Consider the following 25,077-nt stretch of genomic DNA (forward strand, 5'->3'; position numbering starts at 1 on the left):
AATGATCAGAAAGAAAAAAATGAGTTAAAGATAGTTAACAAGGCTTTTGATTTGTGTTAAAATCTGAATAATCAGATAACTAGGGAGGGATGAATGATGATGCAAGTTCAATACATGAAGCCGTTTTACACAAAAGTTACTGGAGATAAATTACGTCTCGTATTTGCTTATCAATATTTCTCTATTTTAAAAGAGAATGAGATTTTCCATTTCATTCCCATAGAAGGTAAAGAGATGATCATCAACATGAAGACACAGCAGATTGAAAATTTATCTGAGGTTTTTGTTTTCCAAAAAGGAAATCGCTTTATTCGGTTACCACTTTATCAACTATTGCTTATTACCAATGTTCATGAGCATTTAGCACCAATACTTGAAAGCGCTACACCAAAGCAACAAATTCCAATGGTTTCTACTGTGACGGTTGGCGAAATCGATCAGCTTATTGCAGAGCTAGAGGAGAAAAATTTGGATCATTTGATTGATCAGGCATTATTAGAGAATGATAAAGAACTCTTTTTCGAATTGCTACAGCAAAAGAGCCATCAACTTGGGGGTTTCAAAATTGAATAGATGGAATGTCCAGTAAGCACCTACTTATCATAAACGACAAGCAGGTGCTTTTATTATGTAGGTAATCCACTATAAAATGTTAAAAACGCATAAAAAATTAGAAACCATTTCCAATATTAAGGTCAATAGATGAGATGTTGGACCGATATAAAAACAAGAAGGTGGTGAAATCATGCTAGGTAAGTGGTCAGCAACAGGGATGGCAATCCTGAATAATATGAATCGTCATTATGGGACGATGAGTAAAGCCATGCTACGAATTTCTTCGGGATATCGAATTAATAGTGCAGCGGACGATCCAGCTGGACTGGCGATTTCTGAAAAAATGCGTGCTCAAATTCGTGGCTTGAATATGGCAGCTAAGAATATACAGGATGGTATTTCGCTTGTGCAGACGGCAGAAGGGGCACTGAATGAGACACATGCCATGATTCAGCGTATGCGTGAGTTAGCAGTGGAGGCAGCCAATGATACATTAACAGATGATGATCGTAAAAAATTAGATTTGGAATTTCAGGAATTAAAAAAGGAAATCCAGCGCACATCAACCGATACAGAATTTAATACGAAGACATTACTTAACGGGGATTATGAAACAAATGGCATCAAGATTCAAGCAGGCGCCAATGCAGGACAGAGTATCGAATTATTTATCAATGGGATGGGGTCCGAGAAACTTGGGTTGAAGGATGCTTCTATTGCTACTCGTGAGGAAGCGGAAAAAGCCATGTCTTCGATGGATAAAGCCTTAAAACAAGTTTCCAATGAGCGCTCACGTCTTGGTGCCTATCAGAACCGCTTGGAATATGCCTATAATGCCAATGTGAACACGGCTGAGAATTTACAAGCAGCAGAGTCTCGTATTCGAGATGCGGATATCGCTAAAGAGATGATGACTATGGTGAAGGCGCAGATTTTAATGCAAGCAGGTCAATATGTTTTAGCGATGCATATGCAACAGGCACAATCCATTTTAAAATTATTAGAAGTAGGAAAAAAATGATGAATTTCAATGTTAATTGAAATTCATCATTTTTTAATGTTTATTTTGACAAAGCATCAATTGCTAATTTAGCAGTTGCAGTTGCTTCATCTTGCAATGGGATGACGGCCTGGCGCATTTTTTCTTGAACTGTTGTATAGGATTCAAGAATGGCTACAGCTTGTTCAAACAATGTTACACCATTCCAATCATCAACCTCGACATGACCGATGACAGGCTGATCAACGATATCAGCAAAAGCATCAATTTTCGGATCATACGAAATGGCAATAAACGGTGTTGCATAGATTGCTGAGAAAATTAAGGAGTGTAGTCGCATACCTATCAATAGTTGAGATTGACCAATCACTGCGATTTTTTCCTCAATAGATAAATCAGCAGGAGCAATCAAGCTCTTTTCCTTCATAAGTGCTGCTACTTCCTGTGAAGTAGTAAAATCATGCTCACCATGCATAGGGAGGAAGACGATTTGCTCACCCTGACGTACTAATTCATCTAGGCTGTGTGCAATTTTTTCTTTGTAGGCAACAGCGGAAGGCCAATCTCGAACGCTTACAGAAATATAGCTATCGGCTGACAAAGAGACATCTTCTAGCCAATCACAATGAAAGTCATTACCGTTCAATCCCATAACAGGATCTGGCACGATTTTTGTTTCTTTTCGTACACCGATCTCTGTTAAAAGAGCTAAAGAGGCTCTATCTCTGACTGTTATTTGCTCGACCTTATTAAAAACTGTACGAACAATAAATTTACTAAGCGGGTGATTGATTGGACCCATGCCTTGGGCGTAAACAAATACTGGTTTTTTCAACCATTTTGCGATTTGAATAACGCCCGCATAGTAAGGAATCGTTTTCAAGCCTGTTTGATCCTGCATGAGACTACCACCACCACTAATCAGTCCATCTGCTGTTTTAAGTAATTGGCGAATTTCTTTCATTTTCCATCGGTTAATGGCTTTGACACCATATGTTTGCTCAGTAGCTGCTGGATTATTAGATAATACCGTGATCTCTATATCACTTTGCCACTTTTTTAAAGATTGGATAATGGACAGTAGAATGGCATCATCTCCGACATTATCAAATCCATAATAACCAGATAAAACAACGTGCATTATGACCACCTCGCGATTGCCTTAGAAACCCAACGATAACCGATTTTGAAGATGAGGATAAACACCAATCCTACTACAAGACCTAGCGATACACTGTAGAGTGTACGTAATACAGATACAGCTACTGGAATGTGTAGATGAGTAAATGTATTCATGATGGATAAGAAACCGATAACACCTGGTACTAGGAGAATACTTCCCCATTTGCGATTAATACCCATTACATATAACGCTAAAATGAAGAATGGGAAACCAATTAAAAATTCCTTTGTTCTTGGTCGAACATACAATGTATTTTCTAGCCATTGTCTAAAGGCTAATTCCATATCACTTACAGAGCCAGAGTTCCCTGTTCGGCTAATGTAAAATAATCCGACACCTGCCAACACAACGAGTAGTAGTACATGCCAATATTTTAACTCTTTATTTAACAATGTTACCGTATTTGATAAAGAGTTCTTAATGTTTTGTTCAGCTAGTCGGTTTACCTCAATCACTGTAAATAGTAAAACACCCATAATTGGAATAAGATAAACAAGCTTAACCCCTTTAAATACAGCAAAGCCTGTCATAAAGGCATTACCATTCAATAAGCCAATAACAATTACAATGCCAATAACGCTAATTGCTACTGCCTTTAAGTATTGGACCAATATGTTAGACACCTTCGTAGAACCTTGCGCTGATTTGATGACTGCATAGGTTGGGGCAAGGACTGCAATAATGAGTGCAAATGCTTGTAAGAATAGAGTACTTTTCAGGATAAAGTATGCAATTGCTAGTACAGCCATAAAGCCAGCTGCCGCGATACGAAGAGGCATCCATTTTACTAATTCTGAAATGATAAAGGTAAATAAAATACCTGCTACTAATACGGCTGCTGTGACCCAAGCTGGTACGACTACTTTATCAAATAGCTTTGGTTCACCTGCTTTGAAATGATCTGGCATTGTGTCATGCACACCATTTAAATAATCAATCGTCTCTTCTACATTTTCTTTGGCATTACCTGTTGTTTTAATATGATAGAAAATGGAGCGAATATTACGCTCTTTGACAGCTCGTGTTGTACGATCAATACTTGCATTTAGCTTTAATTTAGTCTCTCTGTTGACATTGATACTATGCAAACGAATCATATTGTAATCCGTCATTTGAGCGATTTTACTTTCGCCTTTGAGTGGGTTACTTTCAATTGTGTAGAAGTAATAGCCAGCATCATTTAGTTTTTCAACTAATTGATTGCCGTCTTCTTGTCCAAAACCGATAGCTTCATCACCTTGACCAAGTAAGCGGCCTGCTGAAGCCTCTTTTAAATCGACTAATTGATTGACCAACTTTTCGTTAGCTACTTCATTATCTGCATTTTCCACCTTAAAGATGTGAGCTAGTCCATGCTTACTAATCATGTCAATAGCAGGCTGATCATAGCCAATTGGTGTTTTTAAATCAAAATTGTGGTTAGAAGTAGGAAGGAAATAAAAAGGCTCTTCTCCTATTTGTACTTCCTCTGGTTCAATGCTCTCCATGATCAGCTTTTGGTAGCTTTCATTTTCAGGCACTCGAATATAATAGCCGCTATTAGAGATATCAACAGCATCTTTATAAGGTGTAAACAATAATTGTGCTGCTAACTCACTTTCTTTATAAACGGTAATTAAGTTTTGCTTTTCCATTTCCTTTAATGTTAAGGGCTCTAGACTCACAGTATTCAGCCCAGCATTCTTTAAGGAAGAAAGAATGTCATTCATTGTTAGGTCGCTATTTTTTTCTGCGGTTTGTATTTCATCATAGGGAATAACAATTTCATAAGCATCATTCGATTGCTCCGCATTCCACCTCTTCATGATACCTGTAGAGGAAACGACGAGTAAAAGAACAATGATTCCCCAAAGCCATTTCTGTTTTGACATAAGTGTCCTACCTCTCTTATTTATGAAAATCTTTTTCCGATAACAGGGATTTTCTTTAAATCTTGTTTATGAATAGCTTTCATCAGCCATAGTAGAAGGAAGTAAATAGCCCCACCAACTACGATTGCGATAGTTAGATAGCCCATTGCCGACATTCTTGACCAATGTGTAAAGTCAAGCCAAAGTGTTGGTAATCCAACTGCTGCTCCCATTACAATGGAAGACACAATCATTTTCACCGTATCTTTTCCAAGGACAGTAAAGCGAATCATACGATAAATAAAGACAGAATTCACAATAAATAACACAAAATACACTAGCAAAGTTGCATAGGCAGCACCATCTAAACCAAATGCTTGAATAAGGAAGATGTTAGAAAACACCTTAAGGACAACACCACTCAAAATAATGAGAGCTCCTGTTTTGGCAGCATTCATACCCTGTAGAATTCCTGTTCCAAGCAAAGTTAGTGATGTAAAGACAGAGCTTAGATTGATGATGGCTAACATTAAGCTTCCCTCTAAGTCTTTAAAAAGAGCTAGATTTAAAGGCAAGGTTAAGGCTAGTAACCCAATCGCAGCTGGCCATGAAATAAGGTGTGTCATACGATGAGTTTGCTCAATAATAGTGCGTGTTTCATCCAATTTACGCTCAGCTAGCTTCGTTGTAATCAACGGCACAAGCGGCAAGATTATCGACGAAGCAAAAACAGTCGTAATTTGAACTAATGTTAGTCCTCGACCATAAATACCATAAAGGTAGCTAATTTCACTCGCATCTGCACCAGCACTTCTTAAGCCATATGTAACCGTAAAGGAATCAACAAAGTTAAAGAGTGCCATTGTCACAGAACCGATCGCAATGGGAATCGAAATTTTTAAAATGGTTTTACTGTATTTAGAGAAATCCTTACCAGAATATTTCTCCTTACTCGTCACTTTTACCGAAGAACGGAAATATTTAAAGAGTAAATAGAAAAGTGACCCGAGGGCTCCTAATACAGAGCCTGCCATAATTCCACCAGCTACGATATCATTTGAATAATCCATTGCTACTAGGAAATACGCAACAATTAAAATTAACGCAACACGTACTAACTGCTCAATCACTTGAGAAATGGCAGTAGGTCGCATATCCCCAAAACCTTGGAAAAATCCACGATAGACAGCCATATAAGGAGCTACCAGTAATGTAAGGGCAACAATAATTAAGGCAATCTCTGTTGAGGGCCCACCAAGTGCATTCGCTATCTGCTCTGAAAAGCCGTAAATGATTGTAAAACTAATGACGCCAAAGGATAATGCAAGGATTCTTGCAGTCACATAAATTTTCTTAATTTTAGCAGTATCATGACTCGTCCTAGCTTCGGCTATTAGCTTAGAAATAGCGATAGGGATACCCGCAACGGATAAATAAAGTGCTACCATATAAACAGGATAGACAAGACTAAAAATACCAAGTACTTCATCACCAGCAATATTTTGAAGTGGTATACGGAAGATACTTCCGATTACTTTGGAAAGTAAGGTGGCAATCGTCAGGATGAGTGTGCTTTTAACAAATGTTGACTGACTCATTTTGTTTTGCCCTGACCTTTAAACTTTAATGCAAATACCTTTAAAGCAAAGCGAGGGAGCACAAGCATTCTTCCAAACCGACTCGGCTGGCGTAACAGTCGATAGAGCCATTCAAGATTTAACTTTTGCCAAATTACTGGTGCACGTTTTACAGTACCAGCGATGACATCGAAGGAGCCACCTACACCGATAAATACACCCTTTGAAAATTTATCAAGATTTTCTGTTATCCATTTTTCCTGTCTTGGTACACCTAATGCCACAAATACAAGATCAGGCTGTAAAGTTGCAATTTCTTTTGCAAAATCATTATTATTCCAGTCGAAGTAGCCATCATGATAGCCAACGACATCAACGTTTGGATAGTTCTTATGAATATTAGCAACCGTCTTTTCGATAGTTTCCTTTTGAGCACCTAGTAAATAGATTTTAAAATGCTTTTGCTGACCAACCTCTAACAGACGTACCATCGTATCATAGCCAGTTACTCGCTCTGGAAGTGAATCTCCAAGGATTTGTGCAGCCTTAACGACACCAATGCCATCTGCACAAATGTATGTTGCCTGCTTTAAGTAATTCATGACAGTTGGATTTTCATTTGCCTGCATGACGACTTCAGGATTGGCTGTCACAACGAAAATTTTTTCTTGCTGTTCAATACGATTAACGAGTAAATCAACAAACCCTTGTTGACCAATATGTAAAAAGGGTACGCCCATAATCGTTACATGCCTCATATAGTGTTCAAACCTTTCTGTAATTCCATTTTCACTGCAATCTATCATACCACAAAAGCAATATTGACAGGAAATTTTCGATAATGGGTTTAACGATGATTACCTAAAGTATAACTCTTATTAGTAACGATTTTTACATGGTATAGCAATCGTCCTATTAAGCTTTTTTAGGACACTATTTTGACGTAGAATTTACTAAATTTTAGGGGGATAGTATGAAAATTATATCCTAAAATTTCGAGTTTCTTCTATTATATAGCGCTTTCATCTCGTTGATAAAAAATGACTAACAAAAAGAGTGCGAATTATCATCGCACTCTTCTTTTGCGCATCCTATTAAAATCATTTTTTTACAATATAATCGCCATGTACCCAGCCTGTTTTTCCGTTGTAAAGCACCTGATACCAGGCACCATTTTTTATAAACTCACCTTTATCGTCTACAGCCCCGATAATAAAGCCATTCGGTTTAACAGTACCTAAAATAGCACTTGTCGTAGATGGTTCACTTCGAACATTAAGTGTAATGTTCATATTAACAATTTGTAAGCCATTTTCAAGACTCACATAATCATCAATCACCCAGCCCTCTTGTCCATTGACACTTACTTTCAACCAACCACCATTTTCACCAAGAACTTTAAAGGAGGTATCCTTTGGCAAATTCGTCATAATCGAAGCATTATCTGCTGTATTCGGATACGTTCTCATATTGAGATTAATCGTCGTCTTCCCAGTTGCTCCAGCTAACCCTAAATCCAATGCGTATTGCTTCGATGGACTCGGTAATGAAGGAGCGGAAGATTGACTTTGATAGGCAGGCACATCAAACACTAGGTTTGTTGTCGTATGAGCACCAATTAATTCATAAATATCATAGATCTTTTTCGCTTGAATGACAGCCCACATCACATGTGTTGCATACTGGTGGACTGTCGGATTATCAGGATTCCAACGCATTTTATAGAGCGTATCCTGCCCCCTGCTAATATACTGATCCTTTACAAATTGGGCACCTCCGATAATGGCATCCTGAACAGTAAACCAGCCATTTGTATAAGCGCGCTCCGCACCATACTTATTAGCATCAGCATCAATAGCGCCAATACCGTAAGCATTGTAGGTTGTCTTAATAGCAGTTAATTTATCACGATTTTCTGGTGTTGCTACCATTGGCTTGCCATTTGTATCTAATCCAACCTCGATCCCTTTAATTAGTGCAGAACCACCATTGGCTGTTTCATGCAAGGCATGGGAGACTAAATAAATAGCATTAATTTTATTGTCTACACCAGCTTGAATGAAGGCATCCGCTGTACCTGCTAAGCTTCCTTTATTGGCAAGTACTTTATCATTTAGCTCTTTTGCACTCAGATTATTGACGACAGTAGATAATTTTAGGAATTGATAATAAGAGGGGCTATCCTGCATAAAGCTTTTTGGGTGTACATAGTATGACACTAGTGCCTCGCTAGCCGTGAAAATGCCAGCACCATCGACCTTTGGATTATTCATGGTTTGTTTACTCACTACAGAGGAGTAATCATGTGAGTAATTCGTCGTCATGTATTGCTTACCACCCGTCCCAGGAGCCTCTAGATGGATTAAACGATAGAGCACGGTAGCTGCCTCAGCACGAGTTGTTTGAGCAAGAGGTGCAAATTGATTATTTGGCTTCCCAACAAGTAGTCCTGTTGTGACGACAGCTTGTACATCAGCATAGGCCCATTTGGCAATGCGCGTATTATCACTAAAAGCAATAGGGGAGGAAGAAGTATTGATGTTTTGATAAGTAAGAGCTCTTTTTAACATAGCGGCCATTTCCTGACGATTAATGTGATGATTCGGATGGAACTTGCCTTGCTCGTCACCTTTAATTAGCCCATGATAGCTTGCTTGCTCGACTACCCCATAATACCAGTCACCTTTTTTAACATCTGTAAAGGTCGCCTGACTAGAAGCTGCTGGTAAGTTCAGTGTTCTAACAAGAAAGGCTGCAAATTCAGCACGCGTGACAGCATCATTTGGACGATAATGGCCGAATTCATCACCCTTCATTAAATCGTTGGTAATAAGATAGTTCATTTCATTGTAGGCCCAGTGCTTCGAAATATCTTCTGCTGAAGCAGAAGTTGGCGCAAGATATAACATGCCTGCCAGCACGGCCCCGTAAAGAGGAAATTTACGTTTCATTTTTTAAGCTCCCTTCAATAGCTGATATGTTCTATCAAACTATCAAAAGTGTAGCATAAAAAGTGGCAATCTATTATTACAACATGGGGACAGATAGATTTAGCTTTTTACTTAATAATGAAGAAACTCATAAAGTTGTTGGGGAAGAGGCAGAATTCGCTAAGAAACGCCTTCTATATTTCTGTTTCTTTACAATTATAACTAAAATATTACGGGAGTCTTTAATTTTTGACAATTTAGTAACCATTCCAGAAAATGCTTGGTTATTATTGAGAGTAAGGTATAATAGGTAACGGAACTATATGTTACCAATACAAATGAGGATATAATTAGTTGTAAGTTTAATGGTTTCTATTAAATACCATATTAGGTATGGTAAAAAAATCTTCTATAACTAAATTTATGTCCCAATGCTTGAATTTCGGAAAAGATAGTGTTATATTATTGTAGAAAGTGAATAAACTTACTAGAATGGTATTCTACTACGCTTTTTCTAGTAAATTTACTAACAAATTTGCTTTAGTTTTGTATTATTCAAGAAAGCTATAATACATACATTTAGGTAACTAGGCGGTACTATAGTTTTCGTTGGATTAATATCAATTTAAGGAATTTTAGGGAGGAATACATTAATGGCAAAGCAAAACAAAGGCCGTAAGTTCTTCGCGGCATCAGCAACAGCTGCATTAGTTGCATCGGCAATCGTACCTGTAGCATCTGCTGCGCAAGTAAACGACTATAACAAAATCTCTGGATACGCTAAAGAAGCAGTTCAATCTTTAGTTGACGCTGGTGTAATCCAAGGTGACACTAACGGGAACTTCAACCCACTTAACACAGTAACTCGTGCACAAGCTGCAGAAATCTTCACGAAAGCTCTAGAATTAGAAGCTGACGGCGATGTAAACTTCTCAGACGTTAAAAAAGGTGCTTGGTACTACAACTCAATCGCAGCAGTAGTAGCAAACGGCATTTTTGAAGGCGTAAGTGCAAAAGAATTCGCACCAAACAAATCTTTAACTCGTTCTGAAGCAGCTAAAGTTCTTGTAGATGCTTTCGGTTTAGAAGGTAGCGAAAGCCTAAGCCAATTCGCTGACGCTTCTCAAGTTAAACCATGGGCTAAAGATGCTCTAGAAACTGCTGTAGCAAACGGAATCTTCACTGGTTCTGAAGAAAACGGTAAATTAAACCTAAAACCAAACGCAGCGATCACTCGCCAAGACTTCGCAGTAGTATTCGCTCGTACGCTTGAATTAGTTGATACAGAAGCACCAGTAGATGCTACTGTAAAAGCGATCAACAACACAACTGTTGAAGTAACATTCGACGAAAAAGTTGGTAACCTAGATGAGCTTAAATTTGAAATCGATGGCCTAGAAATTAAAAACAAAGCTCACAAACAATCTAATGATAAAGTAGTTGTATTAACTACAGCAGCTCAAGAAGTTGGTAAAGAATACACTGTTAAATTAGATGGTGAAGAGATCGGTAAATTCAAAGGCGTTGAAGCTGTAATTCCAACAGCTGTAGATGTTGTTGAGCAATCTTTACAAGCTAAACTTGGAACTCAAGTAACTGTAAAAGCTCAAGTTAAAGTGGAAGAAGGCAAATCAAAAGCTGGTATCCCTGTAACATTCAACATTGTAAATGCACAAGGTAATCAACAAAACCCAGGTGGTTCTTTAAACCAACCTATCATTGCTGAAGCACACACTGACGAAAATGGTGTAGCTACTTACACTTACACTCGTTATGCTTCAACTGCTAATCAATTAGCAACTAGTGACGAGGTGCAAGCATACGCAACTGGTAACGCAACACTTCGCTCATTTGGTAAAGTTTACTGGGCAGCTATTCAACCATTAACAATTACTGAAGTAACTGAAGGTAATACAATTAACAATGGTGCGAAAAAAGTTTATAAAGTTAAAGTTGCTCGTGAGCACGCTGAATATCAAGCAAATCCATTTGTAATTGATGGAAAAACTTATGCAGCTGGTAGCTATGTAAACATCGCATATGAAGAAAACTTAAATGTAACTCCAGATAAAGCTGTAAAAGCTGTGGATGTAATTGATGCAAACGGAACTAGCTTAAGCTATCCAGGTCAATTCACAACTTCTTTAGGTAACCAAAGCAATGTTAAAGTTGTAAAACTTCTTGTAAATTCTGATGGTGAAGCAACATTCACATTATCAGGTAGCAATGGTAAAGTAACACCTATCGTATTCGTTGACCAAAAAGAAAACCCAGCAAATGCTTCAGGTCAATACGGTCGTTTCAATCCAACTGAATTATTTGCTAAAGCTCCAACTGTTGACTTCAGCAAAATCCAAAATCTTGGTTTAAATGTAACTTCAGCTGGTACTAAAGATGCTGCAGCTTACCGTAACGTACCAACATTTGGTCAAAAAGATGCTGCAAGCTCGTCTGCAAGAGTATTTGCATACCGTGATGATGCTCCACTTGCAACTGGAAAATCTGCTTCTACAAAATTAGAGGAAGATATTGCAAACACAGGTGGTCGTGATTATAAAGCAGTATTAACAGATAAAGCTGGAAAACTTGCTCCAAGTGGAACAGTTGTAAAAGTTTCTGTTGAGAGTGGTTCAGCTTTAAAAACTACTGGTCCTATCTACTTAGTAGATAACAACCGCCAAATTGTCTACCAATTAGACAACTCTAAAACAACTGAAGAGTTTGCTTTAGCTACTGATTCAAAAGGTGAAGTTTCATTCACACTATTCGGTAACAAAGATAGCTATGCTACTCCAACTGTATTTGTTGAGACTGGTGACAAAACTGGTTTAGATAAAAACGATTTACAACAAGTGGGCGAAATTGCATACTTCGGCGATGTGAAAATTAGCACTGCTAAATTAACTGTAAATGGTAAAGATCAAAATTCTGCATCTGTATCAGAGGCAGCTACATTCTCTTACAAAACAGTTGATCAAAATAACAAACCATACTTCAATGGAACTGAATTTAATGTTAACTTCCAAGTAGATACAACATTTACTTCAGCAACAATTTATGATGCTCGCACAAATGCATTATTAGGTACTGTAAACCAAGGTAGCGCAGGTTCAGGTAACTTCACTGTTCGTACTACTAATGGTATTGCTTCAATTAAAGCTGTATCAACAAACGGTAATACAGTTAGCGTTCATGCGACTTCTGCAAACCTACCTTCTTTAACTGCATCTGCAACATTCACTAAAGTGAATACTGAAGGTATTGAAGCAGGTCAATCTGTAACTGGTAAAGTAATTGCAGTTGATAAAAATACTAACCGTATTTTATTATCTAACTCTACTGGTTCTGTAGTATACGAACTTTCTTATGATAATTCAGTTCTTTACACAGGAGCTATTCAATTACTTGAAGGTACATTTGAAACTGATTTATCTGTAGGTGATGAGTTAACATTTACTCAAGCAACAGATAAAGATAAAAAAGTGTTCAAAAATACAAACGTTAATTCAGGTGTTACATTAAAAGATAATGTTAAACTTGTATTATCTTACAATGATTCAGTTTATGACTTCTATAATCCAATTACATCTACTAATGGAGTAATCGGTAACGCTAATAAAGCTGCTATCGAAGTTCAAGGCAACAATGTAACACTTAAAAACCTTACTTTAAATGGTAATTTAGAAGTTACAGACAAAGTAGTAAACGACTTTACTTTAGATACTGTTAATGTAACAGGTACAACTACAGTTAAGGGCGGAGATGGCAACACATTCAATGCTATTAGCTCAAATCTTGGTCTTGTATTCTTAGATATTAAAGAGCATATTGCGTTAACAAGCTCAACAATTGGTGAATTAGTTGCCAAAGTAACAGGCTCTTCTGTAACAGGTAATGGTACTATTACTTCTCTTACAGTTCCTGCTGGCGTAACTGCTCCATCAGTTATTGGTGTAAATGTAACTGCAACAGCTCCAGAAGTACCATTTACTAATGTAGTAGTTAATACAACTGGTGACACTGCAACATTCACATTTGCTGCAAATGTTACAGCTAACATTGCTTCTGTATCTGGTGGTACTGTAGCAACAACAACTGGTGACACTGTAACAGTTAACTTTGCTCCTGCACTTGTAGGCGGCCAAGTAGTAACTGTAGTAAGCGGCGGTAAAACTTACACTGCTACTTATACAGCTGGATCAAATAAATTAACATTTACTCGTAAATACTAATTTTAGTAATTAAATTAGTTAGAGTTAATTAAATTAACAAAACCCTATGAAGAGTAATTTTCATAGGGTTTTGTTCTTTTTCTGTCTTTTGAAAACTCCTTGCTATACGAGGGGGCCCAAGAGCTTCTAGCTATGGACAAGAAAAAAACCCCATCCGTAAAATGAAATCAGGTCTGGTCAACCGACTTCGTACGAAAGGGGCTCCAAATGGATAATAAAGGTTTAGCACACACGACATGAAATTGTAAGTATCACATCGTCTTTGCGGTAAAAGCTACAGCCTGTCCTGATCATATTCATATGTTGGTGAGTAATTTTTCAAAAAATAAGTGTTTCATTGTTTGTGGGTTATTTGAAAGGGAAGAGTAGTTTGATGATATTCGATCGGCGTGCGAACCTGAAATCAAATATGGAAATAGGGAGTTTTGGTGTCCCGAATATTATGTAGATACACTAGGACGAAACAGAAAAATTATACAGAAATATATAAAGAATCAATTGCAAGAGGAGATTCTTGTGGATCAAATGACTATGAAAGAATTCATTGATCCATTTACAGGAGAAGAAATATAAGTAAAAAGCGAAAATAATAAAACTACTTTAGAGGTAGCGTGAAAACGGAGTGCGGTTGCCTGACTTTAAGTGTCTTTAGACATGGGCCAGTACCCCAAGTGTTTCACTCGTAGAGCAAAAAACTAGTTAGACTGTTGGTTCTGATTAAAATATTTTAAAATAATCGTAGTTTAACTAACTACCAAATATTGAAATCTAGAAAAATAATAAATTAGCATTTCTTTGTAGGTAACTAATATAAAAGTTCTGTATTGTCTAAGTCAACAGACAATAAGTCAGAGTAAAATTGATTATTGAAAGTAATTGCGAATTGGAAAGTAGGTAATCATAGAGAATAATACTAAAGTTGATGTCATTAACAAAAAGCTAATGAAGTTATTGTTGATAAGAAAGCTTAAAGTCCAATCAATTTATTTTGAAACAAAAATTAAAGGCGTATCAAACATAGTTTTATCTTTTGCTAACTGGCAGTCTACCCTACATATGGATGCTAATTTATAGTATAATAACGATATGCGAAAAATGACAAAGTTTGAGAAGGGTAGAGTTATAATGACATTTACTGAACCAATAAGGAAATATATATTATCAGGTATGGTGGCTTTTGTAGTAATTGGTCTAATAGTGGCAAATGTGATGGCCGATAAACAAGATGAGGAGTTTAAGAATACTGAAACGTTATATGGGCAAGCCATTCAATTACAATCAACGGGAGATTTGGCTGGAGCAGAAGATGCAATAAAAAGAGTTCTTAAAAAAGAACCTAAATCTGAAATTGCGAATTATACGGCCGCCTTACTTTCTGCACAAAATGGGGACATGAAACAGGCAGCTATTCTTATGCAAAAAACTTTAGATTTAAATCCTTATAAAGTAGAAGATCCTACTTTTATGATTCAGTTAGGAGAAGTTTTTATAGGTGCTGAGAGATTTGAAGATGCTAAAACTGTCCTATTACGCTGTCAAGAATCTGGTTGGGCATCAGAAAATATCCCTAACTACCAAGAGCATGTGGCAACCTTGCTAGCTCAAATCGAAAATTTACAACTAAAGGAAGGTACGAATAATGAGTAAGTTTTACGAAAAAGTTGCCTATCGTGATGTGGAGGAAGACATAAAATCGCAAAAATCTGTAGACAAATGGATATTTGGATTACTTCTTATTGTAATAGGTTTTGTACCATTAATCGTGATGGCGAGCATAGTAGAGGTTCAATCACCACTGATTACTAATGTAAGTGCATTAACTGGTGGAACAAAGGGTGATCTTTTTACGCACTACAAAGGTTTGGCTGTGTTAGTCATTACTCTATTAGCAAGTATTATGTTTATGGCTAAAATATTATTTATGAACGGTGAGATTCGAAAAACAAAATTGAATTATGCAATAGGAGCATTTGCTGCAGCAATTGTGTTATCAACAATTTTTTCACCAAACATTTCTATTGCATTGCATGGCCAATACAACCGTACAGATGGTGCCATTAGTTGGTTATGTTATTTAGCATTGTTTTTTATTGCGATGAATATAGATTATCCAAAGAAAGCTATTCAATATATTGTTTACGCAACTATTCCATTTGTTCTGATTAATTTTGTTATTATTACATTAAATTTTTATGGGAAAGATTTACTTCAAAAAGGTTGGGCTAAAAAGTTCTTTACAGCGTTTTTACCTGAAGGAGCATCCTTGGGAGAAGGCTCGGTATTATTAGGGACATTAAACCATGGGAACTACATGAGTGGAATGTTTGCTGTTATAGTTATAATGTTTTTAGCTAAGAGTATTCTAGATAAGAAGATCTTTAATAAAATAATTAGTTTTGTTATAGCTATAATTGCAGTTTTTGTTGTGTTTATGTCGTTATCAACAAGTGGGTTTTTGACAATCGTAGCAATGATGATTTTCATTTTATGGATTGCCCTTAAAAATGAAAAGAGGGTAATTGCTTTTATTCAAATAGTAGCGTTTTGTGCTATTTCTGTTGCAGGAATTCATATTTTAGCAGGAGAAAACTCAAAGGTATGGGATGAAACATTTGGTTTCTTTGTTTCTAGCAATCCGTATAAAGAAGAGGCAGCTGTTTTAAATAAAAATCTTTTCGACTTAGATAAAGCATATGCATCAGATAACACCTTTGAGCTTCCAGAGATTGCTCCTTCAGGTGTAGGTGCAGGTTCAGGGCGTGTTTATATTTGGACATACATTATGGATTTAGTCAAAGAGAGACCAATCTTAGGTTATGGTCTCGATACATTAATCTATAATTTCCCACATTATAATAAAGATGCGAGAGCGAATCTTGAAACTGAAGCAGTAATCGTGGATAAGCCTCATAATATGTATATTGGGGTTTTATATGGAACTGGGATTATAGGGTTTATTGCCTTCTTAGTTTTATTAGCATTTACAATGTTTAATAGTTTAAAAATAATTCTTAGTGGGAAAAATAGCTTAGTAGTGTTAGCCGTAGCAGTAATAGCATTTTTATTTCAAGCAATTTTTAATGATACATTGCCAGGGGTCACCGCTACAATGATGGTTATTTTAGGAATGTCAAGTATACAAATAGATATAAATAAATTTAATTTGACTTAATAACTTAAAGAATGCAATAAGTTTTAGAACGAAGAGGAAGTTATATGAGTATATTCAAAAATGTGAATAATAATAAAAACATAATTTTTAGTTTAGCAAAACAAAATTTTAAAAATAGGTACTTAGGCTCCCAATTAGGAATTCTATGGGCATTCATACAACCTACTATTATGATTGGTATATACTGGTTTGTCTTTGAAGTGGGATTTAAATCCTTACCAGTAAACGATTATCCTTTTCTTTTATGGTTTATAGCGGGTATTATCCCGTGGTTCTATTTTTCAGAGGCAGTTTCTAGTGCAACTACTTGTATCATAGAAAATACTCATCTTGTAAAAAAAATAGTATTTCCCATTTTTATTTTGCCTGTTATTTCAATCTGTAGTTCATTATTTGTACATTTGTTTTTTATTATAGTTACGTTATTTTTGTTTTTAGGACTTGGGTATGGTGCTGACCTATATTATCTTCAAATCACCTATTATTTAGTTTTTATGTTAGTAATGGTATCTGCTTTAGCGTATATAACATCAGCATTAATGATATTTTTAAAAGATACTGGGCAAATTGTTGCAATGATTCTCCAGTTTGGGTTTTGGTTAACACCAATAATCTGGACTATCGATATGCTACCTCAAAAATATGAGGTCTTTATAAAATTAAACCCAATGTTTTATATTGTTGATGGATATAGAGACTCTTTTATTAATAAAGTCTGGTTTTGGGAAAAACCATTTCTAACCTTTTATAATTTAGTTATTTTAATTTTATTGATTTTTATTGGAGCATGGATATTTAAGCGATTAAAACCGCATTTTGCTGACTTATTGTAGGAGGATAATTATGGGGAATAAAACTGTGATTAAAGTTAATAACTTAAGCAAGACATATAAGATTTATGACAAACCGATAGATCGTTTAAAAGAATCGATATCACCAATTAAAAAAAAATACCATAAAGAATTTAAAGCATTAGATAATATCTCTTTAGAAGTTAATAAAGGAGAGATAATAGGTATACTTGGGAAAAATGGTTCTGGTAAGTCAACATTATTAAAAATTATCACTGGAGTTTTAAATCCTACAGAAGGTCATGTTGAGATAAGTGGAAAAATATCTGCATTATTAGAATTAGGAGCAGGGTTTAATCAAGAGTTAACGGGTATAGAAAATATTTATCTAAATGGAATGATAATGGGCTTCTCAAAAAAAGAAATAGATGAAAAATTAGAGGAAATTGTAGAGTTTGCTGAAATTGGAGATTTTGTATACCAACCTGTGAAAACTTATTCAAGCGGAATGTTTGCAAGACTAGCCTTTGCTGTAGCAATTAATGTGGATCCGGATATATTAATAATAGATGAAGCACTTTCAGTAGGAGATATGTATTTTCAAGAGAAGTCATTTACAAAAATGAAAAGTTTTAGAGATAAAGGGAAAACTATTTTTTTTGTAAGTCACTCTGTACCAAGTGTTAGAAATTTTTGTAATAGAGCAATTTGGATACATGAAGGCGTATTAAGAATGAATGGGTCGGCAGAAGTAGTTTGTAGTGAATATTTAGATTGGGTTGAAAGCCATGCTGAGATGATTGAAACAGAAGCAGGCAATGTTAATATTAATCATAAATCTAAAATTTATATAGAAAAAGTAATTTTAGATAAAGAGATGTATATAACTGATGAAACAATAACTTTAAATATTTATTTAGGATTTAGAGAGAATGTAAATAATTATGGCATAGGTGTATTAATTTACAATTCTAAAAATGAAATTGTTACTCTTTATAACACTGTGCGAGATGATATTGAATTTAATAATCAACATAAAAAAATTTGCTTAAAAATTCCTCAAAATGATTTTTTAAAAGGACTCTACAGAATATCAATATCAATCTCTGATGAATTAGTAATGTTTCATTATGATAGAAAGGATAATATTGCTCAATTTAGAGTTGAAAATAAATCTAATAAAGATGGTATCCCTGTTGCTGAAGGGTATTTTAGAAGTAAGCATGAATGGATTTACTAATAAAAGCGGAATAATCGAGAAAAAATATTAATAATAAATTTAGCTTATAACTAAATTTACTATTAAGGATTAAATGTTTATAAAGGGAGGATTCACGTTGCTAGAAAATAAAAAGAGCAGCATTTTGCTAACCTGCCATTCACTTGTTGATTATGCAGGAGCAGAGATTAATGCTACAAGTCTTGCCATTCAACTTGAAGAATGTGGATTTGATGTAGAAATTGCTACTTTACAGTTTGGATACCCAATTAAGGATTTAATCAATAAAAAAAAAATAACAGTTAAAAATATATTAATAGAAGAATTAGAGAAAAAAGAATATGATATTATTTGGTCACATCATGTGCCAATTTTAAACTATTTGATTTTGGAAAAAGAGATTAAAGCTGAAAAAGTAATATTTAGTAGTTTATCTCCATTTGAGCCATTAGAGTTCCCACCAATATATGCAAATGAATTAACTTTATGTTTAGCTAACAGTATGGAAACTTATAATCAATTAAAGGTTGAGGGAGTTAATGAAGAGAAGATAAGGTTATTTCCTAATTATGCACCTAAAAGCTACTTTGAAAAATCAAGAAAAGAGTTTAAAGAAAAAATAAACAGGGTTTGTATTGTATCTAACCATGTTACTGCTGAACTTCAAGAATTATATAATTATTTGGAGCAAGAGCAAATTGAACTAGATATTTACGGAATAAACTATACTCCTATTGAGATAACAGAAGAGTTATTATTAAATTATGATGCGGTTATCACAATTGGGAAAACAGTACAATATTGTTTAGCATTAAAAATACCTGTTTTTTGTTACGATGTACATGGTGGACCAGGATGGATTAATGAAAAAAACTATGATAAAGCTAAGTACTATAATTTTTCAGGTAGAGGCTTTGGTCAAAAATATAATACTGAAGAAATAAAAAAACAAATAATTAAAGGATATAATGATACTTTAAAAAGTGTTGATTTATTATATCAAAAAGCAATAGATGAATTTAATTTAGAAAAAAATATTTATATTTTATTGTCTGAAATTAGGAATAATAGGGAAAAGGTAAATTTTGAAAAGATTAAAAAGTTATATCCAATAAGAAGAAGTAACCAAGCATTTTTAAGAGAGTATGAATATAATAATTATCGAAAAAATCTTATAAAGGATTTAGAACATTCCCTATATGGTATAAAGGACAATATTTTTAATGAAATTATCGTTAAAAATTTTACAGACGATAGCAGTTTTGATAAATTTACTAACAATTTAAAAAGAGATATCAATTTTACTAAAAAAGTAAATGACAATCTATCTTTGGAGTTAATAGTAGATGAAATTAAAGAAGAAATAAAGCTTTTAAAAGAACTAATCGAAGAGAAAGATGTTAGAAACAAACATTTATTGGCATTAGTTGAAGAAAAAGAAGCTAATAACAAATATCTATTGGAATTAGTTGAAGAAAAAAATAGAAAAATGTTAGAAATGACGAGTACAAAGCTTTGGATGTATGGTGAAAAATTTAGGAGAGGACTAATAAAAACAAAAAGTGTTGTCAAAAATCCTAAAAAGATAGCAAATAAAATTTTAAGAAAACCAAATTTGGTTAATGTCAGAAGTTATAATAATACTTCTCTAAATCTAAATGATCCACTAGTATCTGTTGTAATACCAATTTACGATAGAGAAGATGTGTTAATAGAAAGTATAGAGTCTATATTGAATCAAACATACAAAAATATTGAGTTAATATTAGTTTGCGATGGCTCTCCAGAGAATACATTAAAAATTGTTGATAGGTACAAAATCAATCCTAAAGTTAGAATATATAAATTTAATAATAATAGTGGAAATGCAGTAAGAGGAAGAAACAAAGCTATTAAAGAAGCTAGGGGGGAATACTTGGCTTTTCAAGATAGCGATGATATAGCAGAGCCAAATAGAATTCAATTATCGTTAGACTATTTAATTAAGTATAAAGTTGATGTGGTCTATGGTGGATGGAGAGCCATTGTAGAAGAATCACGAGAAATTGACTTACAAGATAAACAAGAAGTTTATAGCCCAGATTGTGATTATGAGTTTTTAAAGCAAATTTGTGTTCCATGCCAAAGTACTGTGATGGTAAGGTTAGAACCATTAAGAAAAGTTGGTGGTTTGAAAACCAAGATGAGATACAGAGAAGATCATGAATTGTGGTTAAGACTTGCATATAACGGGTATAAATTCAAAGCTATCCCAGAAATTTTAACCAACCTGAGGCTGCATGAAGGAAATTTAGAATTGTCATTTAAAGAAAATGATGATAAGTGGGAAAAGTTAACTTTACAAGAACATAAGATAATAGAGAGAATGAAGCCGAAAATAGGTTATGTAGTATCTGGTACAGGTATTTCTGGTGGACTTGCTGTTATTTGTCAACATGCTAATCAATTATTAAAAAGGGGATATGATGTATATATATATACTGAAGATGGGACTAATTCAATAGAATGGTTCCCAAATCAACAAGTACAGGTACTACCAATTAAAGAAATACCTGATAACCTGGATATTGTAATTGCAACATATTGGAAGACAGCTTATACAATTAAATCTATACCAGCATCAAAAAAGTACTATTTCATCCAATCTGATGAAAGTAAATTTTTCTCTGAAAATTCCCCTGAATACAAGGCTGCTCTCCAAACATATCAAATGAATTATGAATTTATTACCATGGCGAAATGGATTCAAACTTGGTTAAAAGATACCTTCGGAAAAGATTCATTTTATGTACCAAATGGTGTAGATCTAGACATTATGAAACCATCAGAACCTTTAATACCTAAAGGAAGTAAGGTAAGAGTACTGTTAGAGGGACCGATTGATGTACCATTTAAGGGGATGAAAGAAGCATTTGAAGTTGTTAAAGACTTAGATTGTGAGGTAGTATGTGTTAGTACAGCAGGTATACCTAAAAAAGAATGGAAATGTGATTATTTATATCAAAATGTCCCAATGGATAGAATGAGATACATTTATTCTAGTTGTGATATCTTGTTAAAGATGAGTAAAGTAGAGAGCTTTTGCTTACCAGCGTTAGAAATGATGGCGTGTGGTAATACCTGCGTCGTGAATAAATTCAATGGTATTGATGAATTTGTTATAGATGGATTAAATGGAAAAGTGGTTGAGTTAGGAAATGTTGAACAAGCAAAAGTTGCTTTAGAAGAGTTGATAAATAATGAGAAATTAAGAAAAACATTTTCAAAAAATGCTTTAAAAACTGCAGGAGAATGGAATTGGGATAAAAGTATTAATAAACTAGAGAAAATATTTATTGAATAATAATATAGAACTATAGTTTGGTGAGTTTAGTAAATGGGGTAAATTGGAGAGAAAATAATGAGATTTTTATTAAAGGTCAAACGCTATATTAAATTGTACGGTTTTACCTCTTTGTTGTATTTATTTATTGAAAAAGTGACGTTTTTTAAGAGATATAATTACTTCAATAATTTAGATAATAAAGATGAGAATATATCTTTTTTGATTGAGAATAGCAGATTTCAAAATAATGCATTAAAGTATAGTATAGTAGTACCGCTTTTTAATACTAATCTCTTTTTTTTAGAGAAAATGATAGAATCAGTTTTGAATCAAACATATAGTAATTTTGAACTCTGCTTACATAATGGTGGAAGTGAGAAAAAAGAAATTGAGGAAATAGTTAAAAAGTACAGTAAAATTGATTCTAGAATAAAATATAAGTCTTCTATAGAAAAACTAGGTATTTCAACTAATACCAATGAGGCATTAAAAATGGCTACAGGAGACTATATTGGGTTATTAGATCATGATGATTTATTACACCAAAATGCTTTGGAAGAATGTTATAAAGTTATATGCAATAAAGCTCCAGACGTAATCTACACAGACGAAGATAAAATAACAAAGAGTGGTAAGAGAAGATTGAAGCCACATCGAAAATCAGATTGGGCACCAGATACATTAATGAGTTATAACTATGTATGCCATTTTTTAGTCTTTAATAGAAAATTGTTAAACGATATAGAAGGATTTAATTCAAATTTTGATGGAAGTCAAGATTTTGATTTCATTTTAAGACTAAGCCAAATCACCAATAACATATATCATATACCTAAAATACTTTACCACTGGAGAATTAGTGAAACTTCAACATCGGGGGATATAGGTATTAAACAGTATGCTATAACTGCAGGACAAAAATCACTAGAAGCTTATTATAAAAAAATAAATAGGGATGTAATAGTGAATCAAAGTTTATTACCAGGTGTATTTGTCAGAGGTTTTAAAAACACGGAATGGTCTAAAAAAAAGATTTTAATAGTTGTGAGTGGAGAATTTGAAAATAGTCAAGAATTAATTAAATACTATAATCAATTGAATTTAGAGAGAGTAAAGTATGCAAAATGTATCATTTTAAATGAGAATCAAGAGATACATGAGTTTAAGGAAAATTGTGAAGTTATTTTAAAGAATAAATTTAATTTTTCAAACCAAGTGAATTCTATCTTATTAGAAAATGAATTTGAGCTATGTGTTTTTATCAATTATAATACTGAGATACTTGTATCAGATTGGCTAGAAAAACTGATCCTAGAAGCTGAATTTAATCATGTTGGAGCGGTAGCTCCTAAAATAATAATTAACAGAAAAGTTGAAAGTTTTGGTTTAGCAATTACTAAAAAGAAGATAGTTGATATTCATAATGGGATTAATAGAAACTTCAATGGTTATTTTTTAAGAAATCAAATCTCTCAAAATTTCACTGCCGCAAGTCCGCATATTTTGTTGGTGAAAAAAGATGTTTTTGATAAGATTGGCTACCTTGATGAAGCGTTAAAAACTCCTATGGCTCTAATAGAATATTGTTTGCGCATTAATTCTAAAGGGAAGTTTATCAAAATGATACCCCTAGAATTAGCGAAATGTAATAAGAAAAAATGGTTATCCAATTATGAGGAGAATTATATATTATCTAAGTACGATTCCTTTTTGGAAGAATATAGAGATAGATTTTACCCAATAGATAAGTAAAATATTGATATTAATTCTTAAGAAGGACGGAGTGTATAAAATGAAAGGAATTATTTTAGCAGGCGGAAGTGGAACACGTTTATACCCACTAACTCGTTCAGTTTCCAAACAATTATTACCGATTTACGATAAACCAATGATTTATTATCCTCTTTCTGTCTTAATGTTGGCAGGAATTAAGGAAATCCTTATTATTTCAACACCAGAAGATACACCTCGCTTTGAACAATTATTAGGTAATGGTGAAGATTTAGGGATACATTTAGAATATGCAGTACAACCATCACCAGATGGCCTAGCCCAAGCCTTCATTATAGGTGAAGAGTTTATCGGCAGTGATTCTGTTGCCTTAATTCTTGGAGATAATATTTTCTATGGTCACAAATTTACTACGATGCTAGAAAGAGCAGCTTCAAGAAAAGAGGGAGCTACTGTTTTTGGTTATAATGTAAATGACCCAGAACGTTTTGGTGTAGTAGAGTTTGATGAAGTTGGAAAGGCCATTTCTATAGAAGAAAAGCCTGAAAATCCCAAATCTTCATATGCTGTAACAGGTTTATATTTCTATGATAATAGTGTTGTAGAAGTAGCAAAATCTATTAAGCCTTCAGCACGTGGGGAACTTGAAATTACAGATGTTAACAAAGCCTATTTAGAAGCAGGAAATCTTCATGTAGAGTTGCTAGGTCGAGGCTTTGCTTGGTTAGATACAGGGACACATGAATCGTTACTAGAAGCTTCATCATTTATCGAAACAATTGAAAAGCGTCAAAGCTTAAAGGTTGCATGTTTAGAGGAGATTGCCTATCGCAAAGGATATATTACGAAAGAGCAATTACTAGAGCTTGCAGAGCCATTAAAGAAAAATGGCTATGGACAGTATTTAATTAAATTGGCGAATAAAAAATTATAAGGGGCCCTATGTAGTGAATTTGATTAAAACAAAACTAAAAGATGCCTATATCTTGGAACCAAAAGTGTATGGGGATCATCGTGGTTTTTTTATGGAAACATATAATACTAAATTATTGGAAGAACAGGGTTACTATTTTAATTTTGTACAAGATAATCACGCATTATCAAAAGAAAGTGGTGTACTAAGAGGACTACATTACCAATTAGATCCATTTGCTCAAACAAAGCTAGTACGAGTTACAAAAGGTGCTGTGTACGATGTAATTGTTGATATCCGTGAAGATTCACCTACATTCGGACAGTGGGAAGGGTTTATTTTGAGCGAGGATAATAAAAGACAATTACTAGTACCTCAAGGGTTTGCACATGGTTATTGTACATTAGTTGAAAATACAGAATTTCTTTATAAGGTAGATAATTATTATTCTCCAGAGCATGATCGTGGAATTGCTTGGAATGATCCGTATTTAAATATAGACTGGCCGACGTCAAATCCAATCTTATCTGAAAAAGATACAAAACATCCTAATCTTAAGGATTTAGGAAGCCAATTTATATATAAAGGTAAGGGATGAT

16 protein-coding genes and 1 pseudogene are annotated in these 25,077 nt (G+C 34.2%); 12 read left to right on the forward strand and 5 right to left on the reverse strand.

Features of this window, described 5'->3' with window-relative positions:
• The first annotated feature begins 96 nt into the window (after positions 1-96).
• A complete protein-coding gene (locus LCP48_RS03395) occupies positions 97-573 on the forward strand; it encodes an IDEAL domain-containing protein (RefSeq protein WP_004269498.1) in 477 nt (158 codons plus the stop codon).
• A 172-nt stretch (positions 574-745) separates the two neighbouring features.
• Positions 746-1,576, forward strand: a complete 831-nt coding sequence (locus LCP48_RS03400) for a flagellin N-terminal helical domain-containing protein (protein WP_225340682.1) — start codon at positions 746-748, stop codon at positions 1,574-1,576.
• 40 nt (positions 1,577-1,616) lie between these two features.
• On the opposite strand, the gene csaB is transcribed toward LCP48_RS03400, so the two are convergent.
• The 5 genes from csaB to LCP48_RS03425 form a co-directional block, all read right to left on the reverse strand.
• Positions 1,617-2,696 (reverse strand): polysaccharide pyruvyl transferase CsaB, encoded by a 1,080-nt coding sequence (gene csaB, locus LCP48_RS03405; RefSeq protein ID WP_225340683.1) that lies wholly within the window; start codon positions 2,694-2,696, stop codon positions 1,617-1,619.
• On the reverse strand, positions 2,696-4,609 hold the full coding sequence (locus LCP48_RS03410) for a DUF5693 family protein (RefSeq protein WP_225340684.1): 1,914 nt from the start codon (positions 4,607-4,609) through the stop codon (positions 2,696-2,698). Before LCP48_RS03410 ends, csaB begins: the two co-directional genes overlap by 1 nt.
• Positions 4,610-4,629: 20 nt before the next feature.
• Positions 4,630-6,186 carry a putative polysaccharide biosynthesis protein gene (locus tag LCP48_RS03415; RefSeq protein WP_225340685.1) on the reverse strand — a complete coding sequence of 519 codons (1,557 nt, stop codon included), beginning with the start codon at positions 6,184-6,186 and terminating at the stop codon, positions 4,630-4,632.
• Positions 6,183-6,923 carry a WecB/TagA/CpsF family glycosyltransferase gene (locus tag LCP48_RS03420; protein WP_225340686.1) on the reverse strand — a complete coding sequence of 247 codons (741 nt, stop codon included), beginning with the start codon at positions 6,921-6,923 and terminating at the stop codon, positions 6,183-6,185. Before LCP48_RS03420 ends, LCP48_RS03415 begins: the two co-directional genes overlap by 4 nt.
• 342 nt (positions 6,924-7,265) lie before the next feature.
• The gene (locus tag LCP48_RS03425) at positions 7,266-9,116 is read right to left on the reverse strand and encodes an S-layer homology domain-containing protein (RefSeq protein WP_225340687.1); all 1,851 of its coding nucleotides are present in this window, start codon (positions 9,114-9,116) and stop codon (positions 7,266-7,268) included.
• A 632-nt stretch (positions 9,117-9,748) separates the two neighbouring features.
• Here LCP48_RS03425 and LCP48_RS03430 point away from each other — a divergent pair.
• The 10 genes and pseudogenes from LCP48_RS03430 to rfbC all read left to right on the forward strand — a co-directional run bounded on the left by LCP48_RS03430 (position 9,749) and on the right by rfbC (position 25,076).
• Positions 9,749-13,327 (forward strand): S-layer homology domain-containing protein, encoded by a 3,579-nt coding sequence (locus LCP48_RS03430; RefSeq protein ID WP_225340688.1) that lies wholly within the window; start codon positions 9,749-9,751, stop codon positions 13,325-13,327.
• Positions 13,328-13,582: 255 nt separating this feature from the next.
• Positions 13,583-13,900 (forward strand): annotated as a pseudogene (tnpA, locus tag LCP48_RS03435) (IS200/IS605 family transposase).
• Positions 13,901-14,452: 552 nt separating this feature from the next.
• The gene (locus tag LCP48_RS03440; protein ID WP_225340689.1) at positions 14,453-14,974 is read left to right on the forward strand and encodes a tetratricopeptide repeat protein; all 522 of its coding nucleotides are present in this window, start codon (positions 14,453-14,455) and stop codon (positions 14,972-14,974) included.
• Complete coding sequence (locus LCP48_RS03445; RefSeq protein WP_225340690.1) at positions 14,967-16,499, forward strand: O-antigen ligase family protein; 1,533 nt, start codon at positions 14,967-14,969, stop codon at positions 16,497-16,499. Before LCP48_RS03440 ends, LCP48_RS03445 begins: the two co-directional genes overlap by 8 nt.
• 44 nt (positions 16,500-16,543) lie before the next feature.
• The gene (locus tag LCP48_RS03450; protein ID WP_225340691.1) at positions 16,544-17,332 is read left to right on the forward strand and encodes an ABC transporter permease; all 789 of its coding nucleotides are present in this window, start codon (positions 16,544-16,546) and stop codon (positions 17,330-17,332) included.
• 10 nt (positions 17,333-17,342) lie between these two features.
• A complete protein-coding gene (locus LCP48_RS03455; protein ID WP_225340692.1) occupies positions 17,343-18,530 on the forward strand; it encodes an ABC transporter ATP-binding protein in 1,188 nt (395 codons plus the stop codon).
• Positions 18,531-18,627: 97 nt separating this feature from the next.
• Positions 18,628-21,852 (forward strand): glycosyltransferase, encoded by a 3,225-nt coding sequence (locus tag LCP48_RS03460; protein ID WP_225340693.1) that lies wholly within the window; start codon positions 18,628-18,630, stop codon positions 21,850-21,852.
• 57 nt (positions 21,853-21,909) lie between these two features.
• Positions 21,910-23,586 carry a glycosyltransferase family 2 protein gene (locus LCP48_RS03465; protein WP_225340694.1) on the forward strand — a complete coding sequence of 559 codons (1,677 nt, stop codon included), beginning with the start codon at positions 21,910-21,912 and terminating at the stop codon, positions 23,584-23,586.
• A 40-nt stretch (positions 23,587-23,626) separates the two neighbouring features.
• Positions 23,627-24,499, forward strand: a complete 873-nt coding sequence (rfbA, locus tag LCP48_RS03470; RefSeq protein WP_225340695.1) for a glucose-1-phosphate thymidylyltransferase RfbA — start codon at positions 23,627-23,629, stop codon at positions 24,497-24,499.
• Between the two features lie 13 nt (positions 24,500-24,512).
• Complete coding sequence (gene rfbC / locus LCP48_RS03475; RefSeq protein WP_225340696.1) at positions 24,513-25,076, forward strand: dTDP-4-dehydrorhamnose 3,5-epimerase; 564 nt, start codon at positions 24,513-24,515, stop codon at positions 25,074-25,076.
• Position 25,077: the final 1 nt, after the last annotated feature.

This window comes from Lysinibacillus capsici (assembly GCF_020217405.1).
GTDB lineage: Bacteria > Bacillota > Bacilli > Bacillales_A > Planococcaceae > Lysinibacillus > Lysinibacillus capsici.

Bases quoted from the DNA above. Each gene is read 5' to 3' on its own strand.
- LCP48_RS03395 (WP_004269498.1), top strand. From the start codon at position 97: ATGATGCAAGTTCAATACATGAAGCCGTTTTACACAAAAGTTACTGGA.
- LCP48_RS03400 (WP_225340682.1), top strand. From the start codon at position 746: ATGCTAGGTAAGTGGTCAGCAACAGGGATGGCAATCCTGAATAATATG.
- csaB (WP_225340683.1), bottom strand. From the start codon at position 2,696: ATGCACGTTGTTTTATCTGGTTATTATGGATTTGATAATGTCGGAGAT.
- LCP48_RS03410 (WP_225340684.1), bottom strand. From the start codon at position 4,609: ATGTCAAAACAGAAATGGCTTTGGGGAATCATTGTTCTTTTACTCGTC.
- LCP48_RS03415 (WP_225340685.1), bottom strand. From the start codon at position 6,186: ATGAGTCAGTCAACATTTGTTAAAAGCACACTCATCCTGACGATTGCC.
- LCP48_RS03420 (WP_225340686.1), bottom strand. From the start codon at position 6,923: ATGAGGCATGTAACGATTATGGGCGTACCCTTTTTACATATTGGTCAA.
- LCP48_RS03425 (WP_225340687.1), bottom strand. From the start codon at position 9,116: ATGAAACGTAAATTTCCTCTTTACGGGGCCGTGCTGGCAGGCATGTTA.
- LCP48_RS03430 (WP_225340688.1), top strand. From the start codon at position 9,749: ATGGCAAAGCAAAACAAAGGCCGTAAGTTCTTCGCGGCATCAGCAACA.
- LCP48_RS03440 (WP_225340689.1), top strand. From the start codon at position 14,453: ATGACATTTACTGAACCAATAAGGAAATATATATTATCAGGTATGGTG.
- LCP48_RS03445 (WP_225340690.1), top strand. From the start codon at position 14,967: ATGAGTAAGTTTTACGAAAAAGTTGCCTATCGTGATGTGGAGGAAGAC.
- LCP48_RS03450 (WP_225340691.1), top strand. From the start codon at position 16,544: ATGAGTATATTCAAAAATGTGAATAATAATAAAAACATAATTTTTAGT.
- LCP48_RS03455 (WP_225340692.1), top strand. From the start codon at position 17,343: ATGGGGAATAAAACTGTGATTAAAGTTAATAACTTAAGCAAGACATAT.
- LCP48_RS03465 (WP_225340694.1), top strand. From the start codon at position 21,910: ATGAGATTTTTATTAAAGGTCAAACGCTATATTAAATTGTACGGTTTT.
- rfbA (WP_225340695.1), top strand. From the start codon at position 23,627: ATGAAAGGAATTATTTTAGCAGGCGGAAGTGGAACACGTTTATACCCA.